Annotated in this window: 21 protein-coding genes; 7 read left to right on the top strand and 14 right to left on the bottom strand. The window is 64.2% G+C overall.

The genetic code is table 11. The annotated features are described in order from the left end of the window. Positions 1-109 precede the first annotated feature (109 nt). Positions 110-1,312 carry a precorrin-6y C5,15-methyltransferase (decarboxylating) subunit CbiE gene (cbiE, locus tag AC07VG_RS26580; protein WP_495022182.1) on the bottom strand — a complete coding sequence of 401 codons (1,203 nt, stop codon included), beginning with the start codon at positions 1,310-1,312 and terminating at the stop codon, positions 110-112. A gap of 137 nt (positions 1,313-1,449) precedes the next feature. On the opposite strand from cbiE, the gene cobG reads away from it, so the two are divergent. From cobG to cobJ, 4 genes are read left to right on the top strand one after another with little or no spacing between them, the layout of a single operon-like run. Next, positions 1,450-2,775: a precorrin-3B synthase gene (cobG, locus tag AC07VG_RS26575; protein WP_495022198.1), complete on the top strand. Its 1,326-nt coding sequence runs from the start codon at positions 1,450-1,452 to the stop codon at positions 2,773-2,775. Next, positions 2,768-3,394, top strand: a complete 627-nt coding sequence (locus AC07VG_RS26570; RefSeq protein ID WP_495003551.1) for a precorrin-8X methylmutase — start codon at positions 2,768-2,770, stop codon at positions 3,392-3,394. Before cobG ends, AC07VG_RS26570 begins: the two co-directional genes overlap by 8 nt. Next, a complete protein-coding gene (locus tag AC07VG_RS26565; protein ID WP_495022197.1) occupies positions 3,394-4,125 on the top strand; it encodes a precorrin-2 C(20)-methyltransferase in 732 nt (243 codons plus the stop codon). The genes AC07VG_RS26570 and AC07VG_RS26565 overlap by 1 nt, the downstream gene beginning before the upstream one ends. Beyond that, the gene (gene cobJ / locus AC07VG_RS26560) at positions 4,122-5,828 is read left to right on the top strand and encodes a precorrin-3B C(17)-methyltransferase (protein ID WP_495003552.1); all 1,707 of its coding nucleotides are present in this window, start codon (positions 4,122-4,124) and stop codon (positions 5,826-5,828) included. The genes AC07VG_RS26565 and cobJ overlap by 4 nt, the downstream gene beginning before the upstream one ends. Positions 5,829-5,840: 12 nt before the next feature. Here cobJ and AC07VG_RS26555 read toward each other — a convergent pair whose 3' ends face one another. The 13 genes from AC07VG_RS26555 to AC07VG_RS26495 form a co-directional block, all read right to left on the bottom strand. Continuing rightward, positions 5,841-6,437: a MarC family protein gene (locus AC07VG_RS26555; RefSeq protein WP_495003553.1), complete on the bottom strand. Its 597-nt coding sequence runs from the start codon at positions 6,435-6,437 to the stop codon at positions 5,841-5,843. 115 nt (positions 6,438-6,552) lie between these two features. Continuing rightward, entirely contained in the window at positions 6,553-9,339 is a 2,787-nt protein-coding gene (locus AC07VG_RS26550; RefSeq protein ID WP_495003554.1) for a hybrid sensor histidine kinase/response regulator, read from the bottom strand. A 99-nt stretch (positions 9,340-9,438) separates the two neighbouring features. Further along, positions 9,439-10,734, bottom strand: coding sequence for a phosphoribosylamine--glycine ligase (gene purD, locus AC07VG_RS26545; RefSeq protein WP_495003555.1), 1,296 nt, complete (start codon positions 10,732-10,734; stop codon positions 9,439-9,441). A gap of 135 nt (positions 10,735-10,869) precedes the next feature. Further along, positions 10,870-12,477 (bottom strand): bifunctional phosphoribosylaminoimidazolecarboxamide formyltransferase/IMP cyclohydrolase, encoded by a 1,608-nt coding sequence (gene purH, locus AC07VG_RS26540; protein WP_495022181.1) that lies wholly within the window; start codon positions 12,475-12,477, stop codon positions 10,870-10,872. 81 nt (positions 12,478-12,558) lie between these two features. Beyond that, entirely contained in the window at positions 12,559-12,879 is a 321-nt protein-coding gene (gene fis / locus AC07VG_RS26535; protein WP_003186237.1) for a DNA-binding transcriptional regulator Fis, read from the bottom strand. Further along, complete coding sequence (gene dusB / locus AC07VG_RS26530; protein ID WP_495003557.1) at positions 12,876-13,889, bottom strand: tRNA dihydrouridine synthase DusB; 1,014 nt, start codon at positions 13,887-13,889, stop codon at positions 12,876-12,878. Before dusB ends, fis begins: the two co-directional genes overlap by 4 nt. A gap of 176 nt (positions 13,890-14,065) precedes the next feature. Continuing rightward, a complete protein-coding gene (locus tag AC07VG_RS26525; protein WP_495022180.1) occupies positions 14,066-15,361 on the bottom strand; it encodes a DUF3426 domain-containing protein in 1,296 nt (431 codons plus the stop codon). 30 nt (positions 15,362-15,391) lie between these two features. Continuing rightward, a complete protein-coding gene (prmA, locus tag AC07VG_RS26520) occupies positions 15,392-16,270 on the bottom strand; it encodes a 50S ribosomal protein L11 methyltransferase (protein ID WP_495003559.1) in 879 nt (292 codons plus the stop codon). Positions 16,271-16,541: 271 nt separating this feature from the next. Next, complete coding sequence (gene accC / locus AC07VG_RS26515) at positions 16,542-17,900, bottom strand: acetyl-CoA carboxylase biotin carboxylase subunit (protein WP_495003560.1); 1,359 nt, start codon at positions 17,898-17,900, stop codon at positions 16,542-16,544. A gap of 17 nt (positions 17,901-17,917) precedes the next feature. Then, positions 17,918-18,376 (bottom strand): acetyl-CoA carboxylase biotin carboxyl carrier protein, encoded by a 459-nt coding sequence (accB, locus tag AC07VG_RS26510; RefSeq protein WP_495003561.1) that lies wholly within the window; start codon positions 18,374-18,376, stop codon positions 17,918-17,920. Positions 18,377-18,400: 24 nt separating this feature from the next. Then, entirely contained in the window at positions 18,401-18,856 is a 456-nt protein-coding gene (gene aroQ, locus AC07VG_RS26505) for a type II 3-dehydroquinate dehydratase (RefSeq protein ID WP_040063984.1), read from the bottom strand. 268 nt (positions 18,857-19,124) lie between these two features. Then, positions 19,125-20,168 (bottom strand): methyl-accepting chemotaxis protein, encoded by a 1,044-nt coding sequence (locus tag AC07VG_RS26500; protein ID WP_495022196.1) that lies wholly within the window; start codon positions 20,166-20,168, stop codon positions 19,125-19,127. A 973-nt stretch (positions 20,169-21,141) separates the two neighbouring features. Further along, the gene (locus tag AC07VG_RS26495) at positions 21,142-22,803 is read right to left on the bottom strand and encodes a diguanylate cyclase (protein ID WP_495003563.1); all 1,662 of its coding nucleotides are present in this window, start codon (positions 22,801-22,803) and stop codon (positions 21,142-21,144) included. A 306-nt stretch (positions 22,804-23,109) separates the two neighbouring features. Between AC07VG_RS26495 and AC07VG_RS26490 the strand changes: the two genes are divergently transcribed. The 3 genes from AC07VG_RS26490 to AC07VG_RS26480 all read left to right on the top strand — a co-directional run bounded on the left by AC07VG_RS26490 (position 23,110) and on the right by AC07VG_RS26480 (position 25,286). Next, positions 23,110-24,177, top strand: coding sequence for a DUF2333 family protein (locus tag AC07VG_RS26490; protein WP_495003564.1), 1,068 nt, complete (start codon positions 23,110-23,112; stop codon positions 24,175-24,177). 3 nt (positions 24,178-24,180) lie between these two features. Beyond that, on the top strand, positions 24,181-24,708 hold the full coding sequence (locus AC07VG_RS26485) for an NUDIX hydrolase (RefSeq protein ID WP_495003565.1): 528 nt from the start codon (positions 24,181-24,183) through the stop codon (positions 24,706-24,708). A gap of 206 nt (positions 24,709-24,914) precedes the next feature. Further along, the gene (locus tag AC07VG_RS26480; RefSeq protein ID WP_248800307.1) at positions 24,915-25,286 is read left to right on the top strand and encodes a translation initiation factor Sui1; all 372 of its coding nucleotides are present in this window, start codon (positions 24,915-24,917) and stop codon (positions 25,284-25,286) included. The last annotated feature ends 45 nt before the right edge of the window (positions 25,287-25,331 follow it).

The following is a 25,331-nucleotide window of genomic DNA, read 5'->3' as shown; positions in this document are numbered from 1 at the left end:
GGAGCGAGCTTGCTCGCGATGCTGGTCCAGGCACCCTTGGCTATCAGGTTCCCCGCGTTATCGTTGAGGCCCATCGCCAGCAAGCGCGCGCCTACAGTGCCAGAGCTGTTCACGGCTTGAGCACATCGAGCAAAGTGATCGGCAAGGCCTGGCGCCAGGTGTCGAAATCCCCCAGCGGTTGGGCCTGGGCGATATGAATGCGCGTCAGTTCGCCGCCATGGGCCTGACGCCAGCTCATCAACAGCAGTTCGCTTTGCAGGGTCACGGCATTCGCCACCAGCCGTCCTCCCGGCTTGAGCCGCGCCCAGCAGCTGTCCAGCACCCCGGGGCGGGTGACACCGCCGCCGATAAAGATCGCGTCCGGCGGCTCCAATCCTTCCAGGGCCTCGGGTGCGCTGCCGCGAATCAATTGCAGGCCCGGTACGCCGAGGCGCTCACGGTTGCGCTCGATCAACTGCTGGCGGCCGCTGTCGGCCTCGATGGCAATGGCCCGGCAACTGGGGTGGGCGCGCATCCATTCGATACCGATGGAGCCGCTGCCCGCGCCGACATCCCACAACAGTTCAGCGGGCACCGGGGCCAGGCGGGCGAGGGTGATGGCGCGAACATCGCGCTTGGTCAGTTGCCCATCATGTTCGAACGCCGTGTCCGGCAGTCCACCGATATGCGACAGACGCGGTGTGCCGGGGACCGCCAGGCATTCGATGGCGACCAGGTTCAGGTCGGCCACGAACGGGTCGTTCCAGTCCTCGGCCAGTCCATCGATCCGCCGTTCCGCCGGACCACCGAGGTGTTCCAGCACACTGATCCGGCTCGGACCGAAACCTCGTTCGCGCAACAGCGCGGCAATCGCGGCGGGACTCAGGCCGTCATTGCTCAGCACCAGCAAGCGCAAGCCGCTGTGCAGATGTGCGCTGAGTGTGGCCAGCGGACGGGCGACCAGCGAGAGCGTCACCACGTCCTGCAGGGCCCAACCCATACGGGCAGCGGCCAGCGAACAGGAGGAGGGCGCCGACAGCACGCGCATTTCCTCGGCGGCGACCCGGCGCGCCAGGCTGGCGCCGACACCGAACAGCATCGGATCACCGCTGGCGAGCACGCAGGTCGGTTCGCCGCGCAGGGCCAACACGGGTTCCAGTGAAAACGGGCTCGGCCAGACCAGCCGCTCGGCGCGGATGGAGTCCGGCAGCAGGTCGAGCTGGCGCTGGCCGCCGAATACCCGCGCCGCCGCGGACAGGGCTTCGCGGGCCTGTTGACCCAGGCCACTGAAGCCGTCTTCACCGATTCCCACGATTGTCAGCCAAGGCGCCATCTAAAATCCTCAAAACACAGCGGTTCCGACGGGCAGGCTTTTCATGCCATCGGACAAAGCAGGCATAATACCGCGCCTGCGAGGGCGAAATGCTCTTCGATAGCAACCTCTACCTTTCCTTCACTACCGGCCGTCCCTTGAACCAACGCCCGCCCACCACCGCTATTCGCCCCTCGGCCTGCCCGGGGTTGTTACGTATCGTCCCGGCGCTGGACGGCGGTATCTGCCGGATCAAGCTGGCCGGCGGGGTGATCGGCAGCGCCCAGGCCCAGGCGCTGGCCCGTGCCGCCGAGCGTTATGCCGGTGGCGTGATCGAAGCGACCAATCGGGCCAACCTGCAGATTCGTGGCATCGGCGCGCAACAGGCCGAGCTGATCGACGAATTGCTCGACGCCGGCCTCGGCCCGACCACGCCAGCGGGCGACGATGTACGCAACCTGATGCTCAGCCCGAGCGCGGGAATCGACCGTCAGTTGTTGATCGACACCCGGCCCCTGGCCGGGCAGATCCTGGCGACCTTGCAGACTCAGCCGCGCTTTCATGAACTGTCGGCCAAGTTCGCGCTGCAACTGGACGGTGGCGAAGCCCTGGCAATGCTGGAGCATCCACACGACCTGTGGCTGTCGGCGCTGCTGCTGGGCGACCAGCCGTACCTGGCGTTTGGCCTGGCCGGCTGTCCGGCCAACGACCTGCCATTGGCCGCCGTGCCCCTGGCCGAAGGGCATGCGCTGGTGGTGGCGGTGCTGGAGCTGTTCCTCGATCTGGCCCGCCCCGAGCAGACGCGCATGCGCCATTTGCTGGCTGAAGTCGCGCCGGCTGAATTCCTCGCTCAATTGAGCCAACGGCTTGGTTTTACACCGGCGGCGGTCCCGTCCTGGCAGCGAGTCGCTGCTCCCGGCCTGCGGCATATCGGCACTTATCCACAGCGCCAGCCGGGGCGTGTTTGCATTGGCGCGATGGCGCCCCTGGGCCGGCTTGACGCGACGATGCTCGACGGCGTGGCCCGGCTGGCCAGTGAGTTTGGCGATGCCAGCCTGCGCCTGACCCCCTGGCAGAGCCTGTTGTTGCCCAATATCCGCAGCGAAGACGCGGCAACCGTCAGCGCACAATTGCAGCGCCTCGGCTTGTTGTGCGACGCCGCCGACGCCCTGGCGCAACTGATCGCCTGCACCGGCTCGGCCGGCTGCGGCAAGGGCCTGGCCGACACCAAGGCCGACGCCCGCCGCCTGGCGCGGCAGCTGCAAGAGCAACCCCTGGGCGTGCACCTGTCCGGCTGCGCGCGTTCCTGCGCGGCGGCTCATGTGGCGCCGGCCACCTTGCTGGCGGCTGCGCCGGGCCATTACCACCTCTATTTCCGCGATGCCGCGCACCCGGGCTTTGGCCGGCTGCACGCCCGCGACCTTACTATTGATGCGGCGGGCGCCCTGCTGGCAGCCCGCTCACGGAGCAACACCGATGATTGATTACATCCGCGACGGTCAGGAGATCTATCGCAACTCCTTCGCGATCATTCGCGCGGAAGCCAACCTGGCGCGTATTCCCGCGGACCTGGAAAAGCTCGCCGTGCGGGTGATCCACGCCTGCGGCATGGTCGATGCCATCGACGGTCTGCAATTTTCCCCGGGCGCCGGCAAGGCCGGGCGTGAGGCCTTGGCGGCTGGCGCGGCGATTCTCTGCGATGCGCGGATGGTCAGCGAGGGCGTGACCCGTGCGCGCCTGCCGGCCAACAATCCGGTGATCTGCACCCTGCGCGACGAGCGCGTGCCCGAGTTGGCGCAAGCGCTGGGCAATACCCGCTCGGCGGCGGCGCTGGAGCTGTGGCGGCCGTATCTGGAGGGCAGCGTGGTGGTGATCGGCAACGCGCCGACAGCGCTGTTCTACCTGCTGGAAATGCTCGATGCCGGGGCGCCGAAACCGGCGTTGATCCTCGGCTTTCCGGTGGGCTTTGTCGGCGCCGCCGAATCCAAGGCGATGCTTGCGGCTGACAGCCGTGGCGTGCCGTTCGTGATCATGCAAGGTCGGCTCGGTGGCAGCGCCATGGCCGCCGCGGCAGTGAATGCCCTCGCTACGGAGATTGAATGATGCAGCAGCCTGGACGTCTGATCGGCCTCGGCGTGGGCCCCGGTGACCCGGAACTGATTACGCTCAAGGCCTTGCGCCTGCTGCGCGAGTCGCCGGTGGTGGCGTATTTCGTCGCCAAGGGCAAGAAAGGCAATGCGTTCGGCATTATCGAGGGGTACTTGCAGGAGGCCCAGAGGCTGCTGCCGCTGGTCTACCCGGTGACCACCGAGGCGCTACCCGCGCCCTTGTCCTATGAGCAGGTGATCAGCGACTTCTACGACGAAGCCAGTCTGGAAGTGGCCGCACACCTGGAGGCCGGCCGCGATGTGGCGGTGATCTGCGAAGGCGACCCGTTCTTCTACGGCTCCTACATGTACCTGCACGACCGCTTGGCCGAGCGTTATGAGGCCGAAGTGATTCCTGGCGTGTGCTCGATGCTCGGGGGCGCCTCGGTGCTCGGCGTGCCGCTGGTATACCGCAACCAGAGCCTGTCGGTCTTGTCCGGCGTGCTGCCCCATGACGAACTCAAGCGCCGCCTGGCCGATGCCGACGCGGCGGTGATCATGAAGCTGGGGCGCAACTTTCCCAAGGTTCGCCAGGTGCTGGAAGAGTTGGGCCTGGCTGGCCGCGCCTTATATGTGGAGCGCGCGACCATGGCCAATCAGAAGATCGTGCCGCTCGATCAGGTCGAGCCGATGTCCTCGCCGTACTTCTCGCTGATCATCGTGCCCGGCGAACGGTGGCAGGGATGAGCCGCGCGCAACCGGCCATTGTCATTCTCGGCAATGGCAGCCTGGCGACGGCCCGGCGGCTGCAACGGATTTACCCGGATGCGCTGGTCTATGGGCTGGCGGAGCGGGTCGACGGCGCGGATCGGCTGTACCACGAGTTTGGCGCGACGATGCGCCAGCTTTATCAGCAGGACACCCCGATCATTGCCCTGTGCGCCGCCGGTATCGTCATTCGCACGCTGGCCCCGGTGCTATTGGAGAAAGGCGCCGAACCGCCGGTGCTGGCCGTGGCCGAGGACGGCAGCGCCGTGGTGCCGCTGTTGGGTGGGCTGGGCGGGGTGAATGTCATGGCCCGGGAAATGGCTGCCGGTCTCGGTATCGCGGCGGCGATCACCACCAGCGGCGAGCTGCGTTTCGGCACCTGCCTGCTGAACCCGCCGAGTGGTTATGCCCTGGGCGACCTGGAACTGGGCAAGCGTTTTGTCTCGGACCTGCTGGCCGGCGAAAGCGTGCGTATCGAAGGCGCGGCACCCTGGTTGGCAGAGGCGAATTTGCCGGAGGATCGCCAGGCGCGCCTGTCGATTCATGTCGGCAGCGCCGAGCGGGTGCCGGCGGCCAATGAATTGCTGATTTATCCGCGCAGCGTGCTGGTGGCGGTCACGGCTCGTGTGCCGGAACTGGTCAGCGCGGTTTGCGATGCTCTGCATGGCGCGAATATCGCCCGGCAGTCGCTGGCCTGCCTGTTGGCGGCGGACAGCGAGATGGCCAGCCCCGTGTTGCGTGAAGCGGCAGTCGAGCTGGGCGTGCCCTTGCGTTTTGTCGCCTCGACCGGCTCGGTCGCTGAAATGGCACAACAGGCGATACCGCAATTGCTAGCGCCGATCTCCGTCAGCGAGGGCTTGGCGATCGCGGTCGCCAGCCAGCCATTGGCGCCGGAGCGGATCGGTCGTCCACGCGGTCGCCTGGCGGTGATCGGCCTCGGTCCTGGCGCCGCCGAACTGATGGTCCCGGCGGTGAAGGCCGAGCTGGCAAAGGCCAACGACGTACTGGGTTATGAAACCTACGTGCGCATGGCTGGCCCGTTCCGCGCCGATCAGGTGCTGCATTGCACCGATAACCGCGAAGAGATGCAGCGTGCCCGGCATGCTTTCGAACTGGCGGCCCAGGGCCGTTCGGTGGTGGTGGTGTCGTCCGGCGATCCGGGCGTGTTCGCCATGGCGGCGGCGGTGCTCGAAGCCCTGCACGAATCCACTGACCCGAGCTGGCACAGCGTCGACCTGGAAATCCTCCCCGGGGTCTCCGCCTCGCTGGCGACGGCGGCTCAGGCTGGTGCGCCGTTGGGGCATGATTTCTGTGTGATGTCGCTCTCGGACAACCTCAAGCCCTGGGCCGTCATCGAGAAGCGCCTCGACCTGGCGGCCCAGGCCGATCTGGCCCTGGCCTTCTACAACCCGATCTCGCGCTCCCGCCCCTGGCAGTTGGGCCGCGCCCTGGAGATCGTCGCCGGGCATCGCACGGCGCAGACGCCGGTGGTGCTGGGACGGGATATCGGTCGGCCGGGACAGACCTTGCGGGTGACCACCCTGGGTGAGTTGACGCCGGACCAGGTGGACATGCGTACCCTGGTCATCATCGGTTCCTCCACCACCTGTGTTTTCCCTCGTGCCGAGGGTGGCGAGTGGGTGTACACCCCGCGCTGGTACGGTGAAAAGCCTCGCTCTTGAGGAGCGCTGTGCTCAGGGCAGCAGATACCCGCGTACCCCGGTAAAGATGATCTGCGCCGCCAGGGCGCAGACGAACAGCCCCATCAGACGGCTGACGATCTGCAAGCCCTGGTCGCCGAGGATGCGTTCGATCCGGTTGGACAGGTACAACACTACGCCGACGGTCAGGCTCGCCAGGGCGATACTGACGATGGCCGAGAGCTTGTCATCCCAGTGCGGCTGGCTGACCCCCATGACCAGCAGGGCACCGATGGTGCCGGGGCCGACGGTCAGGGGGATGGTCAGCGGGACGATGGTCACGTCCTGCTGCACATTGTCGGTCTGCACCGCCGATTTACCCTGGGCCATGCCCAACGCCGAAATAAACAGCACACTGCCCGCGCCGATGCGGAAGGCATCCACGGTGATGCCGAAGACGCTGAAGATCACCCGCCCGAACAGATACAGCAGCACGCTGGACACCAGCGTCGCCAATGCGACCTTCCAGGCCAGGCGTCGCCGCTCCTTGCTGGAGTAACCACGGGTCAGGCTGATAAAGCAGGACAGGACGAAGAACGGGCTGTAGAGCACCAGCATCTTCAGGTAAACGCTGAATAACACGTGGAGCATGGTTTGGGCTCGCAACGGAGGAGGGCGACGGCAGTCTATCAGGCGTTGCGCACGCTGTCGGCTGTGTCCGGGAGCCGGCCGGGCCGATCGTTATGGGCGGGGCGTGGCCTCGCCGTCAGGGCGTCGGGACCTGGGTCTGCTGGTGCGCGCGCTCGGCCACCCAGTGCTCCACCAACTCACGCAATTGCGACAGCTCCACCGGCTTGGCCATATGCCCGTCCATCCCGGCCTGGCGCGCGCGCTCCTTGTGCTCGGTGAGAATGTGCGCGGTCAGCGCCACCACCGGGGTGCGCACGCGCTGGTTGCCGACTTCCCAGGCACGTAACTGCTGGGTGGCGGAAAAACCGTCGAGGATCGGCATCTCGCAGTCCATCAGCACCAGGTCGTAGTGCTGGGCTTTCATCGCCCGCAGGGCCTCTTCGCCATTGCTGGCGGTGTCGGGCTTGAGGTTGAGCTTGCCGAGCATGCCGCGAATCACTTTGGTGGAGATGCTGTTGTCTTCGGCCACCAGGATGCGGAAGTCGCTCGGTACGGCGATCGGTTCCACCGCCTCGGGGCTTGCCGCGGGCGTCGGCGTCGGCCCCGGTCCTGGCCATTTGTCGCGCTGGGCCAGTTCGTCCGCCAGGGTGGTCTTGAGGGTGTAGCCAGCCACAGGCTTGGCGAGGATGCGCTTGACCCCGGCATTGCGCGCGATGATTTTGCTCGGCGCGTTGCTGATGCCGGTGAGCATGATCAGCAGGATATCGTGGTTCAGGCTTGGGTCTTCCTTGATCTTCGCCGCCAGTTGCATGCCGGTCATGCCGGGCATGTTCTGGTCCAGCAGCACCGCGTCGAAGTAGTCGCGCAGGTGGGCCTTGGTCCGCAGCAGCGCCAGGGCTTCCTTGCCCGACGGCACGGCGCTGACATTCAGGCCCCAGGCGCTGCATTGCTGCACCAGCACCTTGCGGCAAGTGTCGTTGTCGTCGACCACCAGCACCCGCGCGCCGCGCAGCGGACCGTCAAGGTCCGAGGTCGGATTCTCCAGGTGCAGCGGGTCCAGGGGTAAGGTCAGCCACAGGGTACTGCCCTGGTGGGTGCCGCTCTTGATGCCGAACTCGCCTTGCATCAGTTGCACCAGCTGGCGGGCGATCACCAGCCCGAGGTTGCCACCCAGACGGGTCGCGGCGAGGAAGTTCTTGCTCTGCAGTTCGGCGTGGAGCAGGGCATCGCGTTCTTCGTCGCCCATCGGCACGCCGCTGTCCTGGACCGCGATGCGCAGGCGCGGCTGGCCGCTGCGTTCGTCGAGGGCGACGACGATCAGGATCTCGCCCTCGTCGGTTTTCTTCAGGGCGTGTTCCAGCAGGCTGAGTAGAGTCTGGCGCAGGCGCGTCGGGTCACCGCTGATCACTCGGGGGACCTGGGGCTGGATAAAACTGATCAGCTCGACATTCTGCTGCTCGGCCCTGGCGCGGAAAATACTCAGGCAGTCATCGATCAGGGCGTTGAGGTCGAACTGCACGTCATCCAGTTCGATCTGCCCGGACTCCAGCTTGGAGATATCGAGGATCTCGTTGATCAGGGTCAGCAGCTCGTTGCCGGCGCTGTGGATGGTCTGCACATAGTCGCGCTGTTTGACCGACAGGGGCGTGCCCAGGAGCAGTTCGGTCATGCCCAGCACGCCGTTCATCGGCGTGCGGATCTCGTGGCTGATCTTCGCCAGGAACTCGGCCTTGGCGGCGATTTCCGCATTGCTCGCCGCCAGGTCGCGGCTGAGGCTGAACTGGTCTTCGGTGATGCTGCGGCGGCGCTCGCCCAGGGCCACGCTCATCAACAGGCCGCTGATGCAGATAAACACCAGCAGCGCGATGATCAGGCCTTGCGGCGCCACCTGCGTCAGTCCCAGTAGTGCGGGCAGGATCACCAGCGTGCCGATGTTGAAGATCACCATGGCCACCACGAACAGTCGCGCCGGACGGTAGCCCTTCTGCCAGTGATAGGCGGACACCAGCAGGATGCTCAGGCTCGCCAGGCCCACCAGGCCATAGGTCATGATGTTCAGCGGCAGGGTGTCGACGAACAACAGCAGCAGGCCGCCAAGGCTGATGATCAGGATGTCGCCCAGCAGTAACTTGTTCAGCGGATGCGGGCCCAACTGCGAAAAAAACGAGTAGGCGAACATCAGTCCACAGGGTGCCGTCAGCAGCAGCGCCACATAGGAGGCGGGGGTTTGCGCGCCATGCCAGTCGGGCAGCCAAGGGCCGATCAGGTTCAGCAGGAACAGTGCGCTGAGCAGCAGGAAACCTTCGCAGGCGGCCAGCCACAGGCTGCTGTGCGAGCGGGTGTAGGTGAAGCGGATCAGGTTGTGCAGGATCAGCATCGTCAGGCAGCCGAACAGCAGGCCGTAGAGCAGCGACTGGCTCTGGTCGGCGGCGACCGCGATAGCCGGTTCGAGGGTGATGTGCGGGCGTAGCTCGTGCTTGGACACCAGCCGCAGGTAGATATCCAGCGGTCGGTTGCTTTGTACCAGCGGCAGCATGAAGTCGCTGCTGGGCAATGGGCGCTCGGCCTGAGGCAGGTCGTTGCCGGTACGCACCTGGGCGATCAGGTTGTCGCCGTCGAGGGTATAGAGGTCAAGGCGGGCCAGATCAGGGGCGAAGACCCGCAGTACTTGTTCGTGGGTGCCCGGTTGCAGGCGAAAGCGCAGCCACAAGGCGCCTTCGGGTTGGGCCGCGGTCAGGCGTTCGAGCTCGACCGGACTGAATTGGTTGGTGTAGCGCGAAGAGCGGATATCGCTCAATTGCAGGTCGGCCTGGTCGTCGAACAATGACGCCCAGCCAATGCCTTGCGAGGCCTGGGCCGGAGCAAGGCAGAGCAGGGTCAGCAAGCTGACAGTAATACCTATGGCGATCCTGAGCCAGCGCACGGCGAAATCCCTTCGTAGGTTGATGCCTGGTGATAACTATGCGCAGGGCTGGAATAGTTCGGCAAGGGTTGCACACCCTTGCCTATCCCTTCGGATAGCTTATTCCTTTGATTCTGCGCGTTCGCGTGCAATTGCACGATAGCCGATATCGCTACGGTAGAAGCAGCCGTCCCAATCAATCTTAGCCGCGAGCTTGTAAGCTTGCTGCTGTGCGGCGTCAACACTGTTGCCCAGGGCGGTGGCGCAGAGCACCCGACCGCCGGAAGTTACTACCTGGCCGTCCTTCAGTGCGGTACCGGCGTGAAAGACTTTGCCTTCCAGACCCGCGGCCGCGTCCAGGCCCTTGATCAGCGCGCCCTTGGCGTAGTCGCCCGGGTAACCGCCGGCAGCGAGGACGATGCCCAGGCTCGGACGTGGGTCCCATTGGGCTTCGATCTTGTCCAGGGCCTGGGCCAGCGCGGCCTCGATCAGCAGGATCAGGCTCGATTGCAGGCGCAGCATCACCGGTTGGGTTTCCGGGTCGCCGAAGCGGCAGTTGAACTCGATGACTTTCGGATTGCCGGCCTGATCGATCATCAGTCCCGCATAGAGGAAGCCGGTGTAGACGTTGCCTTCGGCGGCCATGCCGCGCACGGTGGGCCAGATCACCTGGTCCATGACCCGCTGGTGCACCTCGGCGGTGACCACCGGTGCCGGCGAGTAGGCGCCCATGCCGCCGGTATTCGGGCCGCTGTCGCCGTCGCCGACGCGCTTGTGGTCCTGGCTGGTGGCCATGGGCAGGACGTTCTTGCCGTCGACCATGACGATAAAGCTGGCTTCTTCGCCGTCGAGGAACTCTTCGATGACTACCCGCGAACCGGCCTCGCCGAAGGCATTGCCGGCGAGCATGTCGCGCACGGCGTCTTCGGCTTCGCCCAGGGTCATGGCGACGATCACGCCTTTGCCGGCGGCCAGGCCGTCGGCCTTGATCACGATCGGTGCGCCTTTTTCCCGCAGATAGGCCAGGGCCGGCTCGATCTCGGTGAAGTTCTGGTAGTCGGCGGTGGGGATCTTGTGGCGCGCCAGGAAGTCCTTGGTGAAGGCCTTGGAGCCTTCCAGCTGGGCGGCACCGGCGGTCGGGCCGAAGCAGTCCAGGCCACGGGCGCGGAACAGGTCGACCACACCAGCGACCAACGGTACTTCCGGACCGACGATGGTCAGGGAAACGTTTTTCTCGGCAAAATCCGCCAGCTGCTCAAGGGCCAGGACGTCGATGGCGACGTTTTCGCACTTGGCCTCGATGGCGGTACCGGCGTTGCCCGGGGCGACGAAGACTTTCTCGACACGCGGGTCCTGCGCCACTTTCCAGGCCAGGGCGTGTTCACGGCCACCGCTGCCGATGATCAAAACATTCATTTCAAAAACCTCGATGACGCTGAATTCTGGGAGAGCATTGTGGGAGCCGGCTTGCCGGCGATGGCGGCCGCAAGATCAAATGCAGGACTCGCCGGCCTCATCGCCGGCAAGCCGGCTCCCACGGGGGCTGTGTTATCAGTGGCGGAAGTGGCGCATGCCGGTAAAGACCATCGCGATGCCGGCTTCATCCGCCGCAGCAATCACTTCATTGTCACGCATCGAGCCGCCCGGCTGGATCACCGCGGTGATACCGACCTTGGCCGCATTGTCGAGACCGTCGCGGAACGGGAAGAACGCATCCGAAGCCATGACCGAGCCCTGTACCTGCAGGCCAGCATGCTCGGCCTTGATGGCAGCAATACGAGCGGAGTTGACGCGGCTCATCTGGCCGGCGCCGACACCGATGGTCTGGCGGTTCTTGGCGTAGACGATGGCGTTGGACTTGACGTACTTGGCGACTTTCCAGGCGAAGATCAGGTCGTGGATCTCTTGCTCGGTCGGTGCGCGTTGGGTCACGACTTTCAAATCGTCGCTGCCGATCATGCCGATATCGCGGCTCTGCACCAGCAGGCCACCGTTGATGCGCTTGTAATCCCAGGCCGGGGCGCGGTTGGCATCCCACTGACCGCAGACCAGCAGGCGCACGTTGGCCTTGGCGGCAACGATGGCGCGAGCTTCTTCGCTGACGGACGGGGCGATGATCACTTCGACGAACTGACGCTCGACGATGGCCTTGGCGGTTTCGGCATCCAGTTCGCGGTTGAAGGCGATGATGCCGCCGAAGGCCGATTCACTGTCGGTGGCGTAGGCCAGTTCGTAGGCCTGGCGGATACCGCCTTCGGCGTCCGGGCTGACGGCCACGCCGCACGGGTTGGCGTGCTTGACGATGACGCAGGCCGGTTTGACGAAGCTCTTCACGCATTCCAGCGCGGCGTCGGTATCGGCCACGTTGTTATAGGAGAGCTCCTTGCCTTGCAGTTGGGTCGCGGTGGCGATGCCGACTTCGGCAGGCTTGGCTTCCACGTAGAACGCCGCGCTCTGGTGCGGGTTCTCGCCGTAGCGCATTTCCTGGGCCTTGATGAACTGGCTGTTGAAGGTACGCGGGAATTCGCTGCGACCTTCCGTGCTCAGGGTCTCGGCGGCCTGGTTCACGGTACCCAGGTAGTTGGCGATCATGCCGTCGTAGGCGGCAGTGTGTTCGAAGGCCTTGAGCATCAGGTCGAAGCGCTGGGCGTAGGTCAGGCCACCAGCCTTGAGGCTTTCCAGGACCTGGCCGTAGTCGCCGGCGTTGACCACGATGGCCACGTCCTTGTGGTTCTTGGCCGCCGAGCGAACCATGGTCGGGCCGCCGATATCGATGTTCTCGATGGCGGTCGGCAGGTCACAGCCGGGCTTGTTGATGGTGGCTTCGAACGGGTAGAGGTTGACCGCCACCAGGTCGATCGGCTTGATGCCGTGCTCGTTCATGATGGCGTCGTCGATACCGCGACGACCGAGGATGCCGCCGTGGATTTTCGGGTGCAGGGTCTTCACCCGGCCATCCATCATTTCCGCGAAACCGGTGTAATCGGCGACTTCCACCGCGGCCACACCGTTGTCTCGCAGCAGCTTGAAGGTCCCGCCGGTGGAAAGGATCTCCACGCCCAGGGCTTCCAGCTCCTTGGCGAATTCGAGGATCCCGGTCTTGTCGGAAACACTGATCAAGGCACGGCGGATCGGCAGGCGGGTAGTCTGGTCGGTCATCTCAATTTCCATCAAAAGCAAAGGAGTCAGCAAAAAAGGCGACCGTTTCTACGCGGGCGCCTTTCTGGTTTGATTGAATGCTTACAGCAAATCGTACTGTTTGAGTTTCTTGCGCAGGGTGCCGCGGTTCAACCCGAGCAGCTCGCTGGCCTTGGTCTGGTTGCCCTTGACGTAGTTCATCACGCTTTCAAGCAAGGGCGCCTCGACTTCCGAGAGCACCAGGTTGTACACGTCCGTGACGGCCGCGCCCTCAAGGTGGGCGAAATAATTGTGCAGCGCCTTCTCGACACTCCCGCGAAGGGTCTGGCCTTCTTCGCTCGGCGTGTTGAGGTGCTGTTTCAAATTGACGTTGTCGCTCACGGGCGTTGTTCCACTCACTAAAGTCTCGGTCATCATCGTCATGCGGCCACCCCCCTTCCTTCCCCTGTCACCAGGCTCTTGTAACGTTCGGCGAAGAACTCACGAACGTTGGCGCATTGTGCTTCCGTATCTTCCACACGATTGAAGTGGGCGCGAAACTCCTTGGCGCCCGGCAAGGTTGCGAGATACCAGCCAACGTGCTTGCGGGCGATACGCACACCCATCACCTCCCCATAGAAGGCATGCAACGCGGCCAGATGCTCTAGCAGAATACGTTCCACCTCGAACAGCTCCGGTGCCGGGAGGGTTTCACCGGTACGCAGAAAATGCTCGATTTCACGAAAAATCCATGGCCGCCCCTGGGCGGCCCGGCCGATCAACAGGCCGTCGGCACCGGTCGCGTGCAGCACGTGCCGGGCTTTCTCGGCCGAATCGATGTCGCCGTTGGCGAAGACCGGGATCGACACCGCCTGCTTGATCGCGGCAATGGTGTCGTACTCGGCTTCACCGGTATACAGGTCGGCGCGGGTTCGCCCGTGCACCGCCAGCGCCGTGATACCCGCCTGTTCGGCAATCTTCGCCACCGTCAGGCCGTTCTTGTTCGCCCGGTCCCAGCCGGTGCGGATCTTCAGGGTGACCGGGACCGCCACCGCCGCTACCACGGCGTGCAGGATCTCGCTCACCAGTGCTTCGTCTTTCAGTAACGCCGAGCCGGCGGCCTTGTTACAAACCTTCTTCGCCGGGCAGCCCATGTTGATATCGATAATCTGTGCCCCCAGCTCGACATTGGCCCGGGCCGCCTCCGCCAGCATCTGTGCGTCGCCACCGGCGATCTGCACCGAGCGGGGCTCGGGATCGCCTTCGTGGATCATGCGCAGACGCGATTTGCGGCTGTTCCACAAGCTCATGTCGCTGGTGACCATTTCCGAGACTACAAGACCCGCGCCCAAGCGTCGGCACAACTGACGAAAGGGCTGGTCGGTGACGCCCGCCATGGGGGCGAGAATCAAGCCGTTCTGCAATGTATATGGGCCGATGCGTACCGCCGACATAGGACTTCCCTGTTGTGGGGACGGATCATGAGAGTTCGAAAAAGGGTTGGCATGATACCCGCTCTCGATGACTGGATAAAGGCAAAATTGGATAAAATCTGAACAGTTATTCGCTTATCGCTGGCGGTTTGGTTGCCGCCGGAAAACAGCCGTCTCGCCGGGCGAAGGGCCCCGGGCTACTCGGGCGAGTGGAAGCTCAAGCTGTAGTTTACGGCTTTGGCGCCCGGGTCGAGGATGTCCAGGGCGATATGGATCGGTGTCTGTGGTGGCATTTCGCCTTGTCCGGCGAGGTCGCCACTCAGGTACTCGGCGGGTTTGAAGCGGCGGCTGGCGATCAGATGGCCGTTCAGGTCGGCGAAGCGCAGCTCCAGCAGCGGGAAGGGCTGGGAGAACGGCGCGCGGTTGTAGATGATTGCGTCCACCACCAGGGCGCCGGCAAAGTCCGGGTGGCTGCGCACCACCAGGTTACTGCTCTTGATCCGGGCGATATCGACTTTTGAGGGCACTTTGCAGCCTATTTCCGGGCACAGTTGCTGGAACCAGGGACGGTACTGGTCCTGGCGCGCCAGTTCGTCGAAGTGATAACCGACGTATTGGCCGAGCAGGGCAGCGGCGGCCAGCAGCACCAGCAGCAGCCAGAGCAGGCGTCGGCCCCAGGGCGAGCGACGGCGTTGCCAGTCGAGCTGGATCGGGTCGTCGACCAGGTCCAGCAGCACATCGTCGTGCAGGCCGGGCTCGTTGCGCTCGCGTTTGGACTTGGGTTTCTTGCGCTCGTCTTCGGGGGGCGCTTCGTCAATGTGCTCGGCGGCCGGGGCGGCATGGAAGGCGTCGTCTTCCAGCTCGTGGTGTTCGAGTTGCAGACGCGGGACCGGCGGTTCGTCGTCGAGGTCGGCGAGATCGAAGGACAGCGAAGGCTCGGTACGCGCCGACTTGGGTTGTTCGGCTTTGTTTTCCGCGGCCTTGGCCGGGGCCGTTTCGTCCGCGTCGGTAAGGTCGGCTTCGACGTGCGGGGTCGGCGGCTCGCTGAACAGACTGTCGGGCCATTGCTCTTCAGTGTCCGGGTCGTCGCGGCGGGCGCTGAGGGAGTCGCCCTTGCCGCCACGGTCCTGGCCGAATGCCTTGGTCGGCTGAATTTCCCGTTGTTCCAGGCGCGCCAGTTCCTCGTCCAGGTCAAGGTTGTCCAGGTCCAGCTCTTCGGCCGACCATTGCCTCTGGCTGATGGCCCGTGGCTGCTCAGGCGGCTCTGGAGGCGGTGGCGGTGCTGGCGGTTTCGGCGCCGCGGCGGGCGCGGCAACCGCGGCGGCGCTCGCCGCTTCCCTGGCTGCGCGTTGTTCGAGCAGTTGTCGCGCAGCGTTGAACACCTGCAGGCAGGAGCCGCAGCGAACCACACCACGGGCCACGCTCAATTGAGCGTGACTGACGCGGAAACTGGTCTGGCAATGCGGGCACTGGGTGACGAAGCTGTCGGTCATGCGGCGATCCGGTTCATGCAAGCGCCCATTCTAGCGCCGACGACCACTGATGCGCACCCAGCCATCGCGATTGGCAATCGGGTCGAGGTCGAAGTCCTGGGCATAAGCGGCAGCCACTTGCGCGCCTTGTTCGGCGAGGATCCCCGAGAGTGCCAGACGCCCGCCAGGCTTGACCAGGGTGGACAATTGCGGGGCCAGGGATACCAGCGGGCCGGCGAGGATATTGGCCACCAGCACGTCGGCCTGGACCTGGGGCAGGTCTTGCGGCAGGTACAGTGGGAACAGCGCTTCGGCGATGTGGTTACGCCCGGCGTTGTCACGGGAGGCTTCCAGGGCCTGGACGTCGATATCGGTGCCGACCGCTTCACGGGCGCCCAGCAGCAGGGCGGCAATCGCCAGGATCCCCGAGCCGCAGCCGAAGTCGAGGACGCTGCAGTCCTTGAGGTCCTGGCCGTCGAGCCATTCCAGGCACAGCGCGGTGGTCGGGTGGGTGCCAGTACCGAAGGCCAGGCCCGGGTCGAGCAGCAGGTTGACCGCTTCCGGCTCCGGCGCGGCGTGCCAGCTCGGGACGATCCACAGGCGACGGCCGAAGCGCATCGGCTCGAAGTTGTCCATCCAACTGCGTTCCCAGTCCTGGTCCTCGATCACTTCGCTGTGGTGCTCGGGCAGCGGCGCGCCGGTCAGCAATTCCAGGTGCGCGAGCACGCTGGCCGCTTCAGTGCCGCCTTCGAACAGGGCCAGCAGGTGGGTGTGGGACCACAGCGGGGTGGTGTTGAGTTCCGGTTCGAAGATCGGTTGATCTTCGGCATCCATGAAGGTGACCGAAACGGCGCCGACTTCGAGGAAGGCGTCTTCGTAGATTTCGGCTTGTTCCGGGCTGATGGCCAGGCGTACTTGCAGCCAAGGCATGGCGGGGCACCTTTGTAAAAATGGAGTGTGCAACCGCTGGAGGCTGCGAGAAACGCGCAAGTCTACTTGAGCAGCGCCCCGGACGGTATTCAAAAAAACGAACCTGAGTCTGGCGCAATCCCCTGTAGGAGCGTGGCTTGGTGGGAGCGGAGCTTGCCCGCGAAGCTTTTTGGCGATCTTGAGGCCCCCTTCGCGAGCAAGCTCTGCTCCCACAAAAGGAGCAAAAACAACAAGGCCGCAATTAAGCGGCCTTGTCGATCGGATCACGGACTCACTGGTTGGCGAGCTTGTGTTCCAGGTAGTGGATGTTTACGCCACCCTTGCAGAAGCCTTCGTCGCGAACCAGGTCGCGGTGCAGCGGGATATTGGTCTTGATCCCGTCCACCACGATTTCGTCCAGGGCGTTGCGCATGCGCGCCAGGGCTTCGTCACGGTCCTTGCCGTAGGTGATCAGCTTGCCGATCAACGAATCATAGTTCGGCGGTACCGCATAACCACTGTACAGGTGCGAATCGACGCGAACGCCATTGCCGCCTGGCGCGTGGAAGTGCTTGACGGTGCCAGGGCTCGGAATGAACTTCTTCGGGTCCTCGGCGTTGATCCGGCACTCCAGGGCGTGACCGCGGATCACCACGTCGTCCTGGGTGTACGACAACGGGTTGCCAGCGGCGATGCTGAGCATCTCCTTGACGATGTCGATCCCGGTGACCATTTCCGAGACCGGGTGTTCCACTTGCACGCGAGTGTTCATCTCGATGAAGTAGAAGTTGCCGTTCTCGTAGAGGAACTCGAAGGTGCCGGCGCCACGGTAGTTGATGTCGATGCACGCCTTGACGCAGCGGGCGAAGACTTCCTGGCGGGCTCTTTCATCGATGCCCGGGGCCGGTGCTTCTTCCAGTACCTTCTGGTGGCGGCGCTGCAGCGAGCAATCGCGGTCACCCAGGTGGATGGCGTGGCCCTGGCCGTCGGACAGCACCTGGACTTCCACGTGACGCGGATTGGTGAGGAATTTTTCCAGGTACACCATCGGGTTGCCGAACGCTGCACCGGCTTCGGTGCGGGTCAGCTTGGCCGAGGAGATCAGGTCTTCTTCCTGGTGCACCACGCGCATGCCGCGACCACCACCGCCACCGGCGGCCTTGATGATCACCGGGTAGCCGACTTCACGGCCGATGCGCAGGGCCTCTTCCTCGTCTTCCGGCAGCGGGCCGTCGGAGCCGGGAACGGTCGGTACGCCGGCTTTGATCATGGCGTGCTTGGCCGAAACCTTGTCGCCCATCAGGCGAATGGTGTCGGCTTGCGGGCCGATGAAGGCAAAACCGGATTTCTCGACCTGTTCGGCGAAGTCGGCGTTTTCCGCGAGGAAGCCGTAGCCCGGGTGGATCGCCGTGGCGCCAGTCACTTCCGCCGCCGCGATGATGGCCGGGATGTGCAGGTAGGACTGGGCGGCAGACGCCGGGCCGATGCACACGGATTCGTCTGCCAGGCCCAGGTGCATCAGCTCCTTGTCGGCCTTGGAGTAGACGGCGACGGTCTTGATCCCCAGTTCCTTGCACGCGCGCAGGATCCGCAGTGCAATTTCACCGCGGTTGGCGATCAGGACTTTTTCCAACTTCGCAGGTTTCGACATCGTTGTCTCTCCGCGCTTCAAACGATGGTGAACAGCGGTTGGTCGTACTCAACCGGCTGGCCGTCTTCGACGAGGATGGACTCGATCATGCCGCTGGATTCGGCTTCGATGTGGTTCATCATTTTCATGGCTTCGACGATGCACAGGATGTCGCCTTTCTTCACGCTCTGGCCGACTTCGACAAAAGACGGGGAAGCAGGCGAGGCCTTGCGATAGAAGGTACCGACCATCGGCGAACGGGCTACGTTGCCGTTCAGCGCCGGGGCGGCGGCAACGGCCGGGGCCGCGGCAACAGGGGCGGCAGCCGGAGCGGCGGCGACCGGTGCGGGCATCGGTGCCGGAGCGTAGTACTGCTGCGCCGGGGTCTTGCTGTGGCGGCTGATGCGTACGGACTCTTCGCCTTCCTTGATCTCGAGCTCGTCGATACCGGATTCTTCCAGCAATTCGATCAGTTTCTTAACTTTACGGATATCCATTAATCGTCAACTCCCAAGGGTCGGTCAGGGGTGTTTAGCCTGTGATTCAAGCTGTTCCAGGGCGGCCTCCAGGGCCAGTCGGTAACCGCTGGCGCCAAGGCCGCAGATCACTCCCACAGCGACATCTGAAAAGTAGGAGTGATGGCGGAAAGGTTCGCGTTTGTGCACGTTCGACAAATGCACTTCGATGAATGGGATGCTCACCGCCAGCAGCGCGTCACGTAATGCGACACTTGTATGCGTAAAAGCCGCTGGATTGATCAGGATGAAGTCCACGCCTTCGCCACGGGCCGCGTGGATTCGCTCGATCAGTTCGTACTCGGCGTTGCTTTGCAGGTACAGCAGATGGTGCCCCGCCTCGCGGGCCCGGCGCTCCAGGTCCTGGTTGATCTCGGGCAGCGTCACCGCGCCGTAGACGCCCGGCTCACGGGTGCCGAGCAGGTTCAGGTTGGGTCCGTGCAGAACCAGTAGGGTCGCCATCGGTTGTTCCTTGTCATTCGCGTGCAGTTGTCGGTGCGGGCCGACTATGCCGGAAAGCTTTGGCGACTGTCCAGTTACCTGCAATAGCCAGCACGATGTCCGATGTTCGCGCGAAATTTATGACTGATTTGTCGGATCCGGTCACTTGTCCCGGCGGCAGGTTCGGCGAAGTTCGCCGCGCCGCTGTCGCCGATGCCCGGCACTGCGGCGATTTTGCCGCCGTTGCGGGCGAAAGGCCGGGGCGCGGGGCGCGACTTGTGGCGCGGTGTCAGACGCGGAAGGCCTGCACGGCGGTGCGCAATTGCCCGCCCAGCACCAGCAGGTGTTCGCCCTGGCTGCGGCCTTCGCCGATGCGCAGCAGGTTGTCGCCACCCAACTGGTGGATACGTTCGCTGTGATCACGGATTTCACTGACCGCGCCGCTTTGCTGGGCGGTGACATCGGCGATGCGCACCGCGGTCTCGGCGATGGTCTGGATGGCACCGACAATCTTGTCCAGGGCGCCGTCCGCCGCCTGCGCCTGGCTGGCCGTGGCCTCGGCATGCTCGACCTGCGCGCGCATGCCTTCCACGGACTGCCGCGCGGCGCTTTGCAGGCCGGCGATCAGGTTCTGGATCTCGCCGGTGGCCCCGGCGGTGCGTTGCGCCAGGCTGCGCACTTCTTCGGCGACCACGGCGAAACCACGGCCCATTTCTCCGGCACGGGCGGCTTCGATGGCGGCGTTGAGGGCCAGCAGGTTGGTCTGGTCGGCAATCGAGCGAATCACCGTCAGCACGCCGCCGATGGTGGCCGATTCCTCGGCGAGCTTTTCGATCATCTGCGCGTTCCCCTGGACCTCGCCCACCAGCGCGTGCAAACCGGTCAGGCTCAGGCCGATGACCTGCTGGCCGTGTTCGACCGCACTGCCGGCGCTGCGACTGGCATCGGCGGCCTGGCTGGCGTCGCCGGCGACTTGCTGGATGGTCGCTTCCAATTCGCCAAGGGCGTCGCGGATCTGCGCGGTATCGCCGGCCTGGCGCTCGGCGCCGCTGTGCAGGCCACCGCTGAGGTCGGCCAGGGCACGGCTGCTGCCGGCGACTTCCTCGGCGTTCTGCCGAATGGTCCCCACCAGGTCCACCAGATAGGCGCGCAGGCGGTTCAGCGAAGCTTCGATATCGTGCAGTTCGCGGTTGGTCTTGCCCAGTTGGATATCCCGGCTGAAATCGCCTTCGGCCCAGGTCGACAGCGCCGGCGCGAGGTTGCTCAGAACCCGTGACAGCTTGCGTTGCAGGGTATCGATCAGCAACGCGATCAGCAGGATCAGGCCGATCATCAGGCCCTGCATCAGGCGGACGTCGCCCTGGATCTTGCCATGCTGGGCGCGAACCACCGGCTCCAGCGCGGCAATTGCCTGCTGTACGGCGCTGATCTTGAGGTGGGTCGCCGTCGCCAGGTCCGAGCGCTTCTGGATTTGCTCGCGGGTGCGGCTCAGTTCCGCCGGGTAACGGCTCAGCAGGCTGTGCAGTTCGCGCTTGAGGTCGACGCCGCTGTCCTGGGCCACGGCCTTTTCGGTGCTCTCCAGGCCCATCATGGCGCTGAAGTCGTCGGTGTTGGATTCGCTGCTGGCGGTCACGCCGAGCAAGGGCAGGGCTTCCAGCTGTTCGGCCTGACCGCGGATGCTCGCCAGTTCGCGTTCGACATCGGCGGCCAGTTCGCTGCGTCCGCTGCTGACCAGCTTGTCCCGCGCCAGGCTCAACCTGGCCAGGTGCGACGAAGCGGCCAGCAAGGGAGGCAGATAGGCGGCCGCGCCCGGCGCCTTGGCCCCGGTGGCGTATTGGCCGAGCTGATCCAGGTTACCGCCCAGTTCGCGTTCGGCCTGGAGCAGCAGGGCTTGAGGGTCACCGGCCAGCTTGCCGGCGGCGAGCAGGTCGGTCTTGCTGAAGTCGTTGAGGGCGGCGAGGCTGGGGCGCAGGGTCGCGGTCATGTCCGACGGCAGGGTGCCGAGCTGTTTTTCCAGCTGCTCGATGGCCTGGCTCGCGCTGCTCAGGCGCAAGGCGTCACCGCTGCCCAGGTAGTCTTCGATATTGCGCGCCGCCTGGTTCTGGAATTGCTGCGACAGGCTGAGGTAACGCTCCATCAGTTGGTAGGGCCGTTCCAGTGCCTGTTGCGACCACCAGAGCGTGGCTCCGAGCGCGAGGCAGACGGCGACAAGCAGCAGGGTGTTGAGATTGGTCAGCAGCTTCAGGCGCATTCAGGATTCTATCCACGACAAAGAGTGGTAAGTACCTGAAGTTATTGCTGTTTTGTTACAGGGTCATGACAGAATCGGTAGGCTCCGATGAAAAGCTGGCACTTTGCCGTGCTGCTTGCACGCGGTTGCGCCCGGCATGTTTGGCGCGGTAGAGCGCTTCGTCGGCTTGGGTGGCCATCATCAGGCTGTCGGAATCGGCCTGCAGTTCGACCACCCCGGCGCTGAAGGTGCACCACAGGTCCTGGGGTTGTGCCGGGTAGTGGATTTCGGCAAACCGCTGGCGAATTTCATCCAGCACTTTATAGGCTGAATCGAGGTCGGTGTCGGGCATGACGATGGCGAACTCTTCGCCGCCATAACGGCCGATATAGTCGGTCTTGCGCAGGCGTTGCTTGAGAAACAGCGCCAGGCTCTTGATCACCCGGTCGCCCATGGGGTGGCCGTGGCTGTCGTTGACCCGCTTGAAGTGATCGATATCGAGCATCGCGAAGCTCAGCGGCTTGCATTCACGGCGGGCGCGAAAGCTGCAGTCTTCGAGCAGTTGCAGGATATGGGTGTGGTTGTACAGGCCGGTGAGGCTGTCGCGGACCATCCGCGCCTTGAGATTGCGGGCGCGGGCGGCGCGGTTGCGCACGGTGGTGATCAGGTGGCGCGGCTTGATCGGCTTGGTCAGGAAGTCGTCGCCGCCCTCGCTCATGGCGTCGAGTTGCTTGTCCAGGTCGTCTTCGGCTGACAGGTAGATGATCGGTACGCTGACATAACGGTCGTTGTGGCGGATGACCTTGGCCAGTTCGGTGCCGGTGCAGGCGGGCATGTACATGTCGAGGATGATCAGGTCGGGCTGGAAGTCCGCCAGCTCGGCCATGGCCTGGATCGGATCGATCAGGGTCCGGGTGACGATCCCGGCGCTGTTGAGCAGGCGTTCGGTGTGCAGCGCCTGGGCTCGCGAGTCGTCGATGATCAGTACCTTGTACGGATCGTATTGGGCGACGCAGGTAAGGATTTCGATCTTTTCCAGCAGGCTGGAAGCTTCCAGGGTCCCGGTGAGGAACTCCTGGCCTCCGGCGCGCACGGCGGCCAGGCGAGTCGGGGTATCGGTTTCGTGGAGACTGAAGAACAGCAGCGGCAGTTTCTGTTCCAGGCCCAACTGCGCTTCGGCCGCCAGGTGCAGGCCCATGCCCGTGCCGCTGAAGTCGACGTCCATGACGATGGCCGAAGGCAGGCGCTCGGCCATCGACGAACGGAACGCCGCGACACTTTCCAGCGACTGGGCACTGAGGCCGAAGAATTCCAGTTGCTTGGCCAGGCGCTCGCCGCGGTCGTGGTCTTGCAGCATCACGTAGACCGGCTTGCGCAGCGGCGGCAGGAAGGTGTGTTCGAGCTGGTCGCCGTGGCGCAGGCCGGTGCGCGACAGGCGCTGCATCAGGCGATTGAGTTCGGTGATCAGGCCGCTGCTCAGGCGCCCGCGGTTGGCACTCACTGCTTCCAGGGAGTGACTGATGTGGCGGGCCAACTGGCTATGTTCGGGTTGTTCGAAGCGTTCGGCGAAGCGCAGCAGGCGCAGGTTCGCCTCGCTCAGCTCGGACATGTCGACGCTCGACCATTCGCTGCGCTGCAGGCGTTGCCAGATCTCGAGGATTTGCCGGGCCTGATGAATGACCCGCTGGGCAAAGTGCTGCTTGAGGCGCTCGCGGCTGGGGTCTTCTGGCTCGGTCATGTCCTGACTACTAGTGAGGGGAACGGCTGGGATCGACTGGTGGCTCTATGCTAGCAGCTCTTTTCGTCAATGGCCGTGTCGTACGTCAATTAACCTGATTCATTTAGTGACCAACCGGTTCTGTGTGCGTTTTCTCCCACAAGCAGGGCGCAGAGGTCGTATCGAGGAGGCGTCCCACCGGGGCTTGATTTATAGTGCTCGCACGGATGGCAACGCTGCCGTGCCCTTGGCCTTGTACGAAGACAGGAAAGGCACGATGGGGCAGGGTTGTGGTCGAACCGATGAATTCAGGAAAAGGATAGAGCCATGCTGGACTGGAAAAAACGCGAAGACAGCGCGCCGGAACGTGCCGCCGAACCCAAGTCGGCGACCCGCGGTTACTTTCGCGGGATGCTGTTCAGTCGCGCCTTGGCGACCCTGCTGGGCTTGTACCTGCTGACCACGATCCTCATCGGTTGGTACTGGAGCCAGGAGCCGGCGCTGTTTCCAGTGCAGCAGAATGCGCAGTTGGCCGCCGAGAAGGAAGGTCGCAAGATGGTGGTGGGCTACACCACGGTGGAAACCCTCAAGACCGTGGCCGGTACCTTGCTCAGCAAACCGGGCGGCTACCTGTCCAACGATCGCTTTCCGCCAGGCGTCTGGCTGGACAATATCCCCAGTTGGGAATACGGCGTGCTGGTCCAGGTCCGCGACCTGACCCGCGCCTTGCGCAAGGACTTCGCCCGTTCCCAGTCGCAATCGGCGGAAGATGCTGACCTGGCCAAGGCCGAACCGCGCTTCAACTTCGACAACAAGAGCTGGATGCTGCCGTCCAGCGAATCGGAGTACCAGGAGGGGATCAACTCCCTGAGCCGCTATCAGGCCCGGTTGTCCGACCCGAACCAGAACAACGCGCTGTTCTATGCCCGCGCCGACAACCTGAACAACTGGCTCGGCGATGTCGCGACCCGTCTCGGCTCGCTGTCCCAACGCCTGTCAGCCAGTGTCGGACGGGTCAAGCTCAACACCGCGTTGAAAACCGAAAGCGTGATCCCGGGGCAGGTGCCGCAGGTTGACGAGGAAATCGTCGAAACCCCGTGGTTACAGATCGACAACGTGTTCTATGAGGCGCGCGGCCAGGCCTGGGCGCTGTCGCACCTGCTGCGGGCCGTCGAGGTCGACTTCGCCGATGTCCTGGCGAAGAAGAACGCCACGGTCAGCGTGCGCCAGATCATTCGTGAACTGGAGGCCTCCCAGCAACCGGTGTGGAGTCCGATGATCCTCAATGGCAGCGGCTTCGGCATTTTGGCGAACCACTCGCTGGTAATGGCCAACTATATTTCCCGGGCCAACGCGGCGGTGATCGATTTGCGTCAACTGTTGAACCAGGGTTGAGCCATGGATAATGCTTCGCGGGAGGCCCGGCACCGCGCCGCCTCCGACGCCGAACAGATCGCCTGGGTCGACGCCGATGACCAGTTGCTCGGCGCCCTGGCCCGAATCGAGTTGCGCGAGCGCGGCCTGATCGGGCGCGGCACCTATATCCTGCTGTTCAACTCCGCCGGTGAGCTGTGCGTGCACCGGCGGACCTTGAGCAAGGCGATCTACCCGGGTTACTGGGACGTGGCCGCCGGCGGCATGGTCCAGGCCGACGAAAGTTATGCCGAGTCCGCTGCTCGCGAGTTGGAAGAGGAACTGGGTGTCAGTGGCGTGCCGCTGACCGAGCATGAGCACTTTTTCTTCGACCAGCCGGGCAACCGGCTCTGGTGCGCGGTGTTCAGCGCGGTCTGGGACGGGCCACTGCGGCTGCAGCCGGAAGAGGTGCTCGAGGCGCGTTTTGTCCCGCTTGATCAGGCTCTGCGCGAAACCCTTGAAAAGCCCTATTGCCCGGACTCCCTGGCGGCGTTGAAACGTTATCTGCAATAACACCGTAGCGACGTCGCAAAAGCTTCATGAATTGGCGCTGTTTGGCTATTGGGCCGAGGGCTTTTTGCCGTTACACTGCGCGACTTTCAAAGCTGCGGCGGCGTTGCCCGCCGCAGTTGCGCTGCCCCTGCCTGAGTGGGGCTTCGCGGTCGCAGGCCCCTCCCGGGGGTGTGACCAGTCTTTTAGTCCTCCCAAGAGGATTGCCGGTGGCCAAAAAAGCCGCATCCTTCGCCGCCCTCGGTGGCCTGGTGTTTTCCACCGACGCAGGTCGACATTGCCCGGACTGTAGCCAGCCGGTGGCTGCCTGTATCTGCAAACAAAGCGTTCTTCCGGCCGGTGACGGCATTGCCCGCGTGCGTCGCGAAAGCAAAGGCCGTGGCGGCAAGACGGTGACCACCATCACCGGCGTGCCCTTGGCCGAAGACGCCCTCAAGGACCTGGCGACCGCGTTGAAGAAACGCTGTGGGACCGGTGGTGCCTTGAAGGATGGCGTTATCGAGATCCAGGGCGATCACGTCGAGTTGCTGTTGGCCGAGCTGGAAAAACACGGTTTCAAGGCGAAAAAGTCCGGCGGCTAGCAGCCTCTGTGAAAACCACTGTGAAGTTGACCTGCCGGCCGGGCT

Source organism: Pseudomonas sp. GW821-FHT03C07 (genome assembly GCF_059420925.1).
Note: the sequence above shows the minus strand (reverse complement) of the source record. Positions and strands in the feature narration are given on the sequence as shown.